Source organism: Caulobacter sp. GW821-FHT05F04, assembly GCF_059419665.1.
Genome location: NZ_JBWKSF010000019.1, coordinates 1 through 11,088, shown reverse-complemented (window position 1 = coordinate 11,088; position 11,088 = coordinate 1). Strand labels below are relative to the sequence as shown.

General features: G+C 69.3%; 11 protein-coding genes. 2 read left to right on the top strand and 9 right to left on the bottom strand.

Going from position 1 to position 11,088, the window contains the following annotated elements; genetic code table 11:
• From trbL to AC07R7_RS25815, 8 genes are all read right to left on the bottom strand, one after another.
• Positions 1-1,057: P-type conjugative transfer protein TrbL (gene trbL / locus AC07R7_RS25850; RefSeq protein ID WP_494637239.1), on the bottom strand; the 1,057-nt coding region annotated here is incomplete at its 3' end.
• A complete protein-coding gene (trbK-alt, locus tag AC07R7_RS25845; protein ID WP_125157669.1) occupies positions 1,054-1,293 on the bottom strand; it encodes a putative entry exclusion protein TrbK-alt in 240 nt (79 codons plus the stop codon). The genes trbL and trbK-alt, both read right to left, overlap by 4 nt.
• Positions 1,290-2,021, bottom strand: coding sequence for a P-type conjugative transfer protein TrbJ (trbJ, locus tag AC07R7_RS25840; protein ID WP_125157668.1), 732 nt, complete (start codon positions 2,019-2,021; stop codon positions 1,290-1,292). Before trbJ ends, trbK-alt begins: the two co-directional genes overlap by 4 nt.
• Positions 2,018-4,456 (bottom strand): conjugal transfer protein TrbE, encoded by a 2,439-nt coding sequence (gene trbE, locus AC07R7_RS25835; RefSeq protein ID WP_494637236.1) that lies wholly within the window; start codon positions 4,454-4,456, stop codon positions 2,018-2,020. Before trbE ends, trbJ begins: the two co-directional genes overlap by 4 nt.
• Before the next feature lie 2 nt (positions 4,457-4,458).
• Positions 4,459-4,725 carry a VirB3 family type IV secretion system protein gene (locus AC07R7_RS25830; protein WP_125157666.1) on the bottom strand — a complete coding sequence of 89 codons (267 nt, stop codon included), beginning with the start codon at positions 4,723-4,725 and terminating at the stop codon, positions 4,459-4,461.
• On the bottom strand, positions 4,725-5,096 hold the full coding sequence (locus AC07R7_RS25825; RefSeq protein WP_255414590.1) for a TrbC/VirB2 family type IV secretion system protein: 372 nt from the start codon (positions 5,094-5,096) through the stop codon (positions 4,725-4,727). Before AC07R7_RS25825 ends, AC07R7_RS25830 begins: the two co-directional genes overlap by 1 nt.
• A complete protein-coding gene (trbB, locus tag AC07R7_RS25820; RefSeq protein ID WP_494637241.1) occupies positions 5,086-6,024 on the bottom strand; it encodes a P-type conjugative transfer ATPase TrbB in 939 nt (312 codons plus the stop codon). Before trbB ends, AC07R7_RS25825 begins: the two co-directional genes overlap by 11 nt.
• Before the next feature lie 322 nt (positions 6,025-6,346).
• Positions 6,347-7,090 carry an NADPH-dependent F420 reductase gene (locus AC07R7_RS25815; RefSeq protein ID WP_494637233.1) on the bottom strand — a complete coding sequence of 248 codons (744 nt, stop codon included), beginning with the start codon at positions 7,088-7,090 and terminating at the stop codon, positions 6,347-6,349.
• Positions 7,091-7,286: 196 nt separating this feature from the next.
• On the opposite strand from AC07R7_RS25815, the gene AC07R7_RS25810 reads away from it, so the two are divergent.
• Both AC07R7_RS25810 and AC07R7_RS25805 read left to right on the top strand, forming a co-directional pair.
• Positions 7,287-7,562: a hypothetical protein gene (locus tag AC07R7_RS25810; RefSeq protein WP_494637231.1), complete on the top strand. Its 276-nt coding sequence runs from the start codon at positions 7,287-7,289 to the stop codon at positions 7,560-7,562.
• Between the two features lie 367 nt (positions 7,563-7,929).
• Positions 7,930-10,230: a DUF6976 family protein gene (locus AC07R7_RS25805; RefSeq protein WP_494637229.1), complete on the top strand. Its 2,301-nt coding sequence runs from the start codon at positions 7,930-7,932 to the stop codon at positions 10,228-10,230.
• 174 nt (positions 10,231-10,404) lie between these two features.
• Here AC07R7_RS25805 and AC07R7_RS25800 read toward each other — a convergent pair.
• On the bottom strand, positions 10,405-11,088 hold a 684-nt coding region (locus tag AC07R7_RS25800; RefSeq protein WP_494637227.1), incomplete at its 5' end, for an alpha/beta fold hydrolase.

Below are 11,088 nucleotides of genomic sequence, written 5' to 3'. Positions count from 1 at the left end.
TCGCGGGCCTGCTGGGCGCGGCTCCGCCGGCCGGCTGCGCCGACCCGCCGCCCGATCCAGGACCCGGGCCAGGTCCTCCGCCGGCGCCGCTGGGAGCCGGCGTATCGGGACCCGGCCGCGGTCCGCCGGAGCCGCCGGCGGTCGAAGCCGCCGCGGCCAAGCCCGCCCCGCCGCGCGCGGCCATCTGCGCCGCGCCCGCCCCGACCATGGCCATGCCCGCCACGGTCAGGCCCGTGCCGACCGCCGCTCCGGCGCCCAGTTGCGGCGCGCCCGACACCAAGCCCGAGGCGATGCCCGGCCCGAAGATCGACAGGCCCAGGAGCGTCAGGGCCGCCAAGGCCATGGCCAGGACCTCTTCCAGGGTCGGCTGACCGGAGGCGGCGCTGTTGAATTCCGAAAACAGCGTCGAGCCGATCCCGACGATCACCGCCAGGACCATCACCTTGACGCCGGAGGCGATAACCGCGCCGAGAACACGCTCGGCCAGGAACGCGGTGCGGCCAAAAAGGCCGAACGGGACGAGGACGAAGCCGGCCAGGGTGGCCAACTTGAACTCTATGAGGACCACGAAAATTTGCACCGCGATCACGAAGAAGGCGACGATGACGAGCAGGGCCACGGCCAGCAGGATCACGATCTGGACGATGTTTTCGAAGAAGCCGGGAAAGCCGCCCAGCTCGCTGGCCGCCTGCAGGATCGGCTTGCACGACGAGATCCCCAGGGCCGCCAGCTTGCCGGGCCGCAGGAAGTCGTCGGCCGAAATTCCCGCGCCCGAGGCCTTCAGGCCTAGACCCGAAAAGCTCTTCAGAACGATCAGGCTGAGCGCGTGGAAGTTGCCGATCAGGAAGGCGAAAAAACCGACATAGAGCGTCTTCTTGACCAGGCGCGCGGTGACGTCGTCCTGGGCCCAGGCCCAGAACAGCGCCGCCAGGGTCATGTCGATGGCCACCAGGGTGGTGGACAGGAACGCCACCTCCCCGCCCAGCAGGCCAAACCCGCTGTCGATGTGCTGGGTGTAGACGTCCAGCATCCGGTCGATGACGCCGGTGTCGCTCATGACGCCGGCCGCCTGAAGAAGTGCTCCCGGGCCGCGGCCCAGGCTGCGCGGCAGGCTTCATCGCCCTCCCCCGCCGTCCTGCAGCGCGCAAGCTCGCTCTGGGCCCCGGCCGACCTTGTCGGCGCTGGGGTCACAATTGGCGCTTGGGACGCCCTGCCCGCCAAGACAGCGGCCCCAAGCAAGATGATCAGCGCGGTCCCCCAGACGAGGGCCCGAAAGCCGGCGGACTGTTTCATGGCTGGGGCGCGGCTCCCATGAACTTGGAGAAGCGGGCCTTGGCGTCGGCGCGCGCGGCGGCGCGATCGGCCGCCTCCAGGGCCTGCGCCCGGCCATTGGCCACCACCACGGCGGTCAGGGCCGAGAGCTGTTGGGCCTGCAAGGCCAGGAGTTGGTTGCCGGCCTGGGCCGCCTGCAGCGCGCCGCTGGCGCCCTGGCTGGCCGACACCAGGCTCTGCATCTCGCCACGGCTGGTCTCAAGACCGCCGACCACACCGGCCTGGACCTTCAAGGCGTCCTCGAACCCGGCCACCGAGGTGGTCCAGCGGGCCTCGGCCCGGGCGGTCAGGTCGGCATCCGTGGCGAGAAGATCGGCCACGTCATAGTGGCGATGAAAGGCGTCCTGGATGTCCTGGACATTGTAGGCCAGGGCCCGGGCCTCGCCGAGCAGCGCCTGGGTCTCGGCGACCTGCTGCTGCAACGCCGACAGCGACGAATACGGCAAGCTGGCCAGATTGCGCGCCTGGCCGATCAGCATCTGAGCTTGGTTCTGCAAGCTGCTGATCTGGTTGTTGATCTGCTGCAAGGCTCGCGCCGCCTGCAGCACGTTCTGAGCGTAGTTGCTGGGATCGTAGACGGCGACCTGGGCCACGGCCGTGGTGACCAAGGCCGGCGTGGCCGCCAGGGCGACCGCGCCGCACAGCAGCGCCGCCATGCGGCGACGGGAGAGGCGTCGGGAAACACTCATCGCGAGGACTCCGGGAGTGTGATGGACGGCAGGAGGTCGGCGGCCCAGAAGAGGCCCCGATGGCGCAGCCAGCCGGCGGCGAAGTCCTCGGGACCCTGGGCCGCGAGGACGGCGGCGATGTCGGCCTGGTCGGCTTTCGAGGAGGCCGCGCAGAAGGCCAGAGCGACGGGCCCCAGGCCCAGGTCGAACAGGCGCTCGCCCGCCCGGGACTGGACGTAGTAGTCGCGCTTGGGCGCGGAGCGGCTGAGGATCTCGACCTGGCGGGCGCTGAGCCCGAAGCGGGCGTAGATCGCCGCGCTCTGCGGCTCCAGGGCGCGCGGGTTGGGCAGGAAGATCCGCGTCGGGCAGCTCTCGACGATCACCGGGGCGATCGGGCTGGCGTCGATGTCGGTCAGCGACTGGGTGGCGAACACCACCGAGGCGTTCTTCTTGCGCAGGGTCTTGAGCCATTCGCGCAGCTGGGCGCCAAAGGCCGGGTCATCGAGCGCCAGCCAGCCCTCGTCGATCAGGATCAGGGTCGGCCGACCGTCCAGCTCAAGTTCGACGCGATGAAAGAGATAGGCCAGCACCGCCGGTGCGGCGGCCGTGCCCAGCAGCCCCTCTGTCTCGAACGCCTGGATGGCGCCGGCGGCCAGGGCTTCGTGGTCGGCGTCGAGCAGTCGCCCCCAGGGCCCGGCCAGGGTGTAGGGCGTCAGGGCGCTCTTCAGGTCCAGGGTCGGCAGCAGGGCCGCAAGCCCCGTCAAGGTCCGCTCATCGACCGGGGCGGAGGCCAGGCTGGCCAAGGCCGACCAGATGTGGTCGCGCACCGTCGGGGTGACCGGCACGCCCTGCGCCGAGAGCAGGACCGCGATCCACTCGGCGGCCCAGACCCGCTCGGCCGGATCGTCCACGCCCGCCAGAGGCTGCAAGGCCACCGCCGGACGCTCGGCGTCGAGCAGCACGCCGCCCAGGTCATGAAAGACCCCGCCCATGCCCAGGGCCGCGGCCCGGATCGAGCCGCCGAAGTCGAAGGCGACGATCCGCGCGCCCGCATAGCGCCGAAACTGCAGGGCCAGCAGCGCCAGGAGCACGCTCTTGCCCGCCCCCGTCGGCCCGACCACCAGGGCGTGGCCGACATCGCCGACGTGCAGCGAAAGCCGAAACGGCGTCGAGCCCTCGGTCTTGGCCATCAGCAGCGGCGGACCGCCCAGGTGTGGGTTGGAGGACGGCCCGGCCCAGACGGCCGACAGCGGCGCGATATGGGCCAGGTTCAGGGTCGATAGCGGCGGCTGGCGGACATTGGCGTAGGTCTGGCCTGGCAGCGTTCCGAGCCACGCCTCGACTGCGTTGATCCGCTCCTTGATGATCGTGAAATCCCGGCCGGCGATGACCTTCTCGGCCAGGGCCAGCTTGGCGTCGGCGCGGTCGGGATCCTCGTCCCAGACCACGAGGCTGGCGGTGACATAGGCATAGGCCACGGCGTCGCCGCCGAGGTCCTGCAGCGCCTGGTCGGCCTCATCGGCCTTGTTGACGGCGTCGTTGTCGACCAGGGCCGAGGGCTGCTGGGACAGGGCCTCCTGCAAGAGGACACCGATCGACTTGCGCTTGGCGAACCATTGGCGCCGGATCTTGCCGATCAGGCGGTTGGCGTCGGCCTTGTCCAGGCACAGGGCGCGGGTCGACCAGCGATAGGCGAAGGCCAAGCGGTTAAGCTCATCGAGGACGCCCGGCACGGTCTGGCTGGGAAAGCCGACGATGGTGAGGACACGCAGATGCGCATCGCCGACCCGTGGCTCCAGCCCACCGTCCAGCGGCTGCGTCGCCAGCAGGACGTCCAGATGCATGGGCGTCTCAGGCACGCGCACGCCTTGGCGCTGGGTGGTCACCGCCCCGTGCAGAAAGCCCAAGGTGGCCGCGTCTGACAGCCAGGCCGCCTCGCGGGTCAACCCCTGGATCAAGGCCAGCAGGCGATCGGACCGGTCGATGAAGCCGGCCAGTTGAGCGCGCCAGTCGATGTCGGCGCGAGCGCGTCCCTCGACGAAGAGGTTCTCCATCCGCCCCGTCCGCTCGGCCGGCGGCAGATAGACGAGCGTCAGGAAGTAGCGGCTCTCGAAATGCGCCCCCTCCTCCAAAAAGGCCTGGCGGCGCTCGATATCGACCAGGGCCGAGACCGGGTCGGGGAAGATGCTGTCCGGGTAGGCCATGGCCGGGTCGCGGCGGGCCTCGATAAAGATCGCCCAACCCGAACCCAGCCGACGCAAGGCGTTGTTCAGCCGCGCGGCGACGGCGGCGACCTCGGCGTCGCCGACGGAGTCGAGGTCAGGACCCCGGAAGCCAGCCGTGCGCTGGAAGGCGCCGTCCTTGTTGAGCACCACGCCCGGCGCGACCAGGGCCGCCCAGGGCAGGTAGTCACAGAGGCGCTTGGGCCGGCGGGCATATTCGCGAAGGTCCAGCATGGCTAGACCTCCAGACGCGTGGGCACGCGCACGTGCCGGCGGCCCACCTCGAAGATCAGCGGGTCGTGGCGCGCGGCCCAGACCGCCAGGCCATGGCCGACCAGCCAGACCCCGACGCCGACCAGCCAGAGCCGCAGGCCCAGGCCCAAGGCGGCGGCCAGGGTGCCGTTGACCAGGGCGATCGCGCGCGGGGCCCCGGCCAGCAACATCGGCTCAAGCAGGGCCCGATGCACGGGCGCGGCGAACCCCAAAGCGCGATCGCTGGCCATCAGATCACCGCCCCGCCGCCGAACGAGAAGAACGACAGGAAGAAGCTGGAGGCGGCAAACGCGATCGACAGCCCGAAGACGATCTGGATCAGCTTGCGCGAGCCGCCGGAGGTGTCGCCAAAGGCCAGGGTCAGGCCGGTGACGATGATGATGATCACCGCGATGATCTTGGCGACGGGCCCTTCGATCGACTCCAGGATCCGCTGCAACGGCTCCTCCCAGGGCATGGACGAGCCGGCCGCCTGGGCGTGGCTGGCGGCCAGGATCGCCATCCCGGAAAGCCCGGCGGCGATCGACCGCAGGGTCAGGCGCGAGAAGCGCCAGCGGGGTGGTTCAAACGGGGATCCGGGCGCGACGAGGCTACGAGACATGGGGCATCTCCTTCGAGGTCAGGGCGGGGGTGAGCTGGTAGGCGCCGTCGGGGCCAAGGCCCTTCAGGCGCGCCAGATCGACAAGGCGCCGCTGCCGGCCGCGGCCGGAGATGACGGCCACCAGATCGATGGTTTCGGCGATCAAGGCGCGGGGCACGGTGACCACCGCTTCCTGGATCAGCTGTTCGAGGCGCAGCAGCGCCCCCAGGGCCGACCCGGCGTGCAGGGTGGCCACGCCGCCCGGATGGCCGGTGCCCCAGGCCTTGATCAGGTCGAGGGCTTCGGCGCCCCGGACCTCGCCGATGATGATGCGGTCGGGCCGCAGGCGCAGGGACGAGCGCACGAGGTCGGCCAGACTCGCCACGCCCTCCTTGGTGCGCAGGGCCACCAGGTTGCGGGCCGGACATTGCAGCTCGCGCACGTCCTCGATCAGGACGACGCGCTCATCCAGGGCGGCGACTTCGGCCAGCAGCGCGTTGACCAGGGTGGTCTTGCCGCTGGAGGCGGGACCCACGACCACGATGTTGCGACGCTCGACCACGGCATCGGCGAGCGCCCTCGCCTCCTCCGCCCGCATCACGCCCTGCTCGACATAGGCGCCGAGGGGGAAGACCACGCTGGCGGGCTTGCGCAGGGAGAATGCCGGCCCTGAGACCAGCGGCGGCAGCAGACCCTCGAAGCGCTCGCCGCCGCCCGGCAGTTCGGCGGCCAGACGCGGCCGGCCGGCATGGACCTCGCCCCCGACGTGATGGGCGACCAGCCGAATAATCCGCTCGCCGTCGGCGGCGCTCAGCGTCAGATCGGCGGGCCGCAGCCCCACGTCGAACCGGTCGATCCAGACCGTCCCATCGGGGTTGAGCATGACCTCGGCGATGCCGGGGTCTTCCAGACGGGCCAGCAGCAGCGGGCCCAAGGCCGTGCGCAGCATGCGATGGCTGCGCGACATCTCCAGATCAGGCTTGGAAGGCTCCACGGCGAATCCCCGTTGTTGACGGGGATGAGTAAGAAGACCGCGTCCGGCCCGGGCTCAACAGCCAAACGGTCCGAGAAAACAAAGGCTACGAGAGAGAACCTCGCTGCATGGCGAGCGGCGGATTCTGCGCTAGATCCGTGAGCGGGGCGCCTTGGCTATCGGACCCTGCGGTCAGGATGCGCCATTTGCTGCCGTTGGCGCGCCTCCAGGAAGGCGACGTCCAGCGCCTTGCAGAAAGAAGCCTGCATCGACCCGTGTCAGACGCTGGCGGTGCCGATCAGCGCCAAGAGCCTTCGGGCAACAGCTCGCCGCGAACAGCACGCGTGAGGGCTTGGCGCAGCGCCCCCGTGTCGAGAGGTAGGCAGTAGGCCGGCCTGGCGCGTTCGAACCTCCAGCTGTCGGCCAGGGCGCCGGCGTCGAAAGACTCGAAGCCGAACTGATGAACCAGATCGGACACGATACGCTTCGCCTCGCTATCGTCGCCGGCCACAGGAAGGGCCCGCCGGGCTCCGGAGGCTAGCCGCGCTCCCGCGGGATTCAGGTCGCGGGCCAGGATCGCGTTGAAGGCCTTGACCAGTCGGGCGTCAGGAAAACGCCTGGCGACGAGTTCGCTCGTCGTGATTTCGTTGTCGTCCAGTTCGTGGATCGCGCCGTCGCGCTCCGGATAGTAGTTGTTGGCGTCGACGACGATCTTGCCAGCCAGCCGTCCCTGTTCAAGTTCGAGTACGCGAACGAGGGGAATGGCGACCAGGACGAGATCCCCGAATGCGGCGGCGTCATCGGCCGAGCCAGTCAGGGCGCCGGATTCCCGCGCGAACTGGTCCAGCGTCTTCGGGTCGCGAGAGTTGCTGACGAGCACCTCGTGTCCGGCCTCGATGGCGAGACTTGCAAAAGCGCGTCCGATATTTCCCGCGCCGATCGTGGCGATACGCATTGCAACACCGTCGGTTACTCGTGCGGCGTAGGTGGTGGCCGTCTGGACCAAGGTCAAGCGCGGGCATGCTGAGAGCGCGGCCTGCACGCCACAGCCCCCCCTCTCCAACCGACCCGAAGGTCCTGCGTCGCCGGCCTGTACGCGCCATGTAGTCGCCGAGCGGAAAGACCACGCTGGCCGGCTTGCGCAGGGAGAAGGCCGGGCCTGACACCAACGGCGGCGGCAGGCCCTCGAAGCGCTCGCCGCCGCCCGGCAGTTCGGCGGCCAGGCGCGGCCGGCCGGGATGGACCTCTACCCCGACGTGATGGGCGACCAGGCGGATGATCCGCTCGCCGTCCGCCGCGCTCAGCGTCAGATCAGCGGGCCGCAGACCGACGTCGAACCGGTCGATCCAGACCGAACCATCGGGGTTGAGCATGACCTCGGCGACGCCGGGATCTTCCAGGCGCGCCAGCAGCAGCGGGCCCAGGGCCGTGCAGCATGCGATGGCTGCGCGACATCTCCAGATCAGGCTTGGAAGACTCCACGGCGCATCCCCGTTGTCGACGAGGATGAGTAAGAAGGCCGCGTTCCGCCCGGCTTCAACAGCCAAATGGCCCGGGGAAACAAAGGCTACGAATGGGAATCTGACTGCATGGCGACCGGTAGCTCGCGTGCCAAGATCCAAGATCGGAGCCGCTTTGACCTATGGATTTTTGAGGTCGGATCGCGCCAATAGGCGAACCGGGCGTCGCGCCACAATGGGGGCATTCGTCCACTTCAGGCGAGACGGTTTGTCGCGGGCCGAGCCAAGCGGCCTTAGGACTCGCGCAACGTGGTTCCGCGAAGCTCCGCCTTGGCCCGCTCCACGAGGCCACCAGGGAGACCTCCGATGGCTCGACAGGATCACGCGAGGCGCATCGCCACGACAAATGGGGTGTAAGTCCTTGGCCCGGATCCAAACCCATACGCTCGAGGAAGTCCGTGACCTGATCCTCGCCGACCACGTCATGCTGCTGGCGGGCGAGGAAGCGATGCTGCAGCGCCTGCCTCGGGGCCGCTGGATTGGCGGCACCGCCACCCACTTCATTTCGCCGCGGGGGGGCGAAGCCGCCCGCGAGCGGATACTGGTGACGGACATCACCAGTCACGTGGAGGCCGTGGAGATCCGCGCCTACACGACCCGATCGATCCAGCGGCTGGCCGCCGACTACCCGGCCAACGGCTTCTCCAGCATCATCATTCCAGGCCTCAGCGACATCCACGCCGCCTTCGCGCGCGATGTCCAAAGCTACGAGGGCTTGTTCAACTCGCCGCTGATCGGATGGATCGCGGCGGCGGACCTGAACGATCCGGCGCGCACGCCCAAGTGCTTCGTGGGCGACGGCGTCCCGCGCGACGATATCGCCGCAGTCATGCACGTCACCCTGCGCGCCGGCCAGAGCGCTCGCACCGACATCATCAACCCCTTCGCGCCGGGCGACGGCCCCGTCTTCGAGTTCGATGAAGAGGGTTTCGTGATCGACGGCGCCTGCGCCATCGACGGGCGAAAGGACGACTTCGCCGCCTATCTGGCCGCGCGGCCTGACCAGATGCGTCTACCGCTGGTGGCCGACTATCATGGCGCCCTGGTCAATGTCTCGATCCGATCTTGCGACGCCCAAGCGGGGCGGGTCGAGTTCTTCGCCCCGGTCATTCGCGGCGTCAGCTACCGGTTCGCCGCCCCCCCGGCCGAACGGCGGGACCCGTTCGCCGCCGCCATCGCGCGCACGGCGCCCGAGCAGGTGGCCATGTCGTGCAACTGCATCCTCAACTACAGCTATTTTGGGCTGGAGGGCCGCGCGACCGGGCCGTTCATGGGGCCGGTCAGCTTCGGCGAGATCGCCTACATCCTCTTCAACCAGACCCTGACCTTCCTGATCATCGAGGAGGTCGAAGCCGACGCGGAGGTGCTGCAGGCGCGGGAGGAGCGGGCGCGGCGGTGGGCCATGGTCTCACGTTGCATCGACGACCGCCTGCGCGCGCGCGAGGCGCTGGAGGAGGCCAAGACGCGGGCCGAGGCGGCCAACCGCGCCAAGGACGACTTCCTGGCCAATGTCAGCCACGAGATCCGAACGCCCATGACCGGCATCATGGGCATGGCGCATCTGCTGCTGAGCGAGGATCTTCCCGACCGGCAGAGGCGGTTCGTCAAGGCCATAGACGCCTCGGCCAAGAGCCTGCTGACGATCATCAACGACCTGTTGGACATGTCCAAACTGGAGGCCGGCAAGGTCGAGCTTGAGACCGTTCCCCTCAGCCTGGAGGCGCTGGTCGGCGAGGTCATGCAGCTGCTGTCGGCCCGCGCCGCCGAAAAGGGCCTGGAGCTGACCTGCCATCTCGATGCCGCGAGCCGCGCGCGCCTTCTGGGCGATCCGACCAGGTTGCGCCAGGTGCTGCTCAATCTCGTCTCCAACGCCCTGAAGTTCACCGACCAAGGTTTCGTCTCGGTGTCGGTGCGCGCCCAGGCGGCCACGGCGCGGGGCCTGCCCCTGCGGATCGCGGTCGAGGACAGCGGGCCCGGCGTGGCCGATGCGGCCAAGCCCCGTCTCTTCGAGAAGTTCGAGCAGGCCGACGGCTCAATCACACGCCGGTTCGGCGGGACAGGCCTGGGACTGTCGATCTGCCGCTCGCTGGTCGAGCTGATGGGCGGCCAGATCGGCATGATGGACCGCCCGGGCGGCGGCAGCACCTTCTGGGTGGAACTGACTCTGCAGACGGTGGAAAACGTACCGCTGGAACACTCTGCGGCCCCTGCCGGCGCATCCGATGAGGCCCAGCACCCCATCCGGCGTCCAACCGGTCCCCTCAAGATCTTGCTGGCCGAGGACAACGAGATCAACGTGCTGGTCGCCACCGCCCTGCTGGAAAGCGCCGGCTATCAGGTGGACACCGTGGTCAACGGCGCGCAGGCGCTGGCGGCGGCCGCCTCGCAACCCTATCGCTTGGTCCTGATGGACGTGCACATGCCCGTGCTGGACGGGCTCGAAGCGGCCCGGCGCATTCGGGCGCTGGGCGGCGGCGGCGCCCGCGTGCCGATCATCGCAATGACCGCCGGCGTGACGCCGAAGGAGCGCGACGCCTGTCTCGCGGCGGGCATGGATGGCTTCGTCTCCAAGCCGTTCGTGCCGCAGGTCTTCTTGACGACGATCGCGCGCCACGAAGGCGAAGCCCGATCAGAAAGCAAGCGGGGTCGCAACGGAGCTTGATCGCAAGCACGCAGAGCGAAGTGTGGACTGGGCACAGCGCGTCAGGAACGGACGCGCGGGCCTAGCCGGAAACCCGACGTTGGAGCGCCCTGACCTACTTTGCTCTTTCCGTCGTTCCCCGGGGCGTCGTCTGGCGCCCTCGTCCGCTGCGCTGCCTAGAGAACGCCGCCGCGATCACTGTCCCGCCGCCTCCAAAATCAGCGCGGCGACCTCGCGGGGATGGGAGATGAGCGAGACGTGGCTCGACGGTAGCTCGACTGTTCGCGCGCCCATGCGGGAGGCCATGTAGCGCTGCAGGTCGGGATTGATCGTCCGATCCTGAGTGGAGACGGCGTAGAATCTGGGCTTGGAACGCCAGGCCGCCTGGCTGACACGTCCGGCCAGGAGCGCCTTCCGGAATGGCTGCTGCACGGCGAACAGGACCCGAGCCTTGGTCGCCGGCAGATCGCCCGCGAAGTCCCGTAGGAAGGCTTCCTCGGTCAGGCGGCCCTCGTCGCCGTCATAAACGATCCCCGCCGACGCCGGAGGAGTCGGGTAGCGGGCGGCGAGCGCCGCATAATCCTCCCCAGCGTCCGGGGCCCGGGCCGCAACATAGACCAGGGCCGAGACGTGCGGATGGACGCCGGCCTCGGTCACGATCATGCCGGAGAAGGAATGGCCCGCCAGCACGGTGGGCCCGTCCTGCCGATCCAGCACCTTGCGGCAAGCGGCAACCGCCTCCTCCAGCGTCGTCAGCGGGTTTTGGACGGAGGTGACGTTAAGCCCGCGCGCCTGGAGGCGCGGAATGACCTCCGTCCAGCTCGAGCCGTGGGCGAACAGCCCGTGGACGAGGACGACGTTGGTCGCTTTCGCTGGCGG

Excerpts from the sequence above, each read along its gene's own strand:
- trbK-alt (WP_125157669.1), bottom strand. The coding sequence starts at position 1,293 with ATGAAACAGTCCGCCGGCTTTCGGGCCCTCGTCTGGGGGACCGCGCTG.
- trbJ (WP_125157668.1), bottom strand. The coding sequence starts at position 2,021 with ATGAGTGTTTCCCGACGCCTCTCCCGTCGCCGCATGGCGGCGCTGCTG.
- trbE (WP_494637236.1), bottom strand. The coding sequence starts at position 4,456 with ATGCTGGACCTTCGCGAATATGCCCGCCGGCCCAAGCGCCTCTGTGAC.
- AC07R7_RS25830 (WP_125157666.1), bottom strand. The coding sequence starts at position 4,725 with ATGGCCAGCGATCGCGCTTTGGGGTTCGCCGCGCCCGTGCATCGGGCC.
- AC07R7_RS25825 (WP_255414590.1), bottom strand. The coding sequence starts at position 5,096 with ATGTCTCGTAGCCTCGTCGCGCCCGGATCCCCGTTTGAACCACCCCGC.
- trbB (WP_494637241.1), bottom strand. The coding sequence starts at position 6,024 with ATGCTGCGCACGGCCTTGGGCCCGCTGCTGCTGGCCCGTCTGGAAGAC.
- AC07R7_RS25810 (WP_494637231.1), top strand. The coding sequence starts at position 7,287 with ATGGACCTCTACCCCGACGTGATGGGCGACCAGGCGGATGATCCGCTC.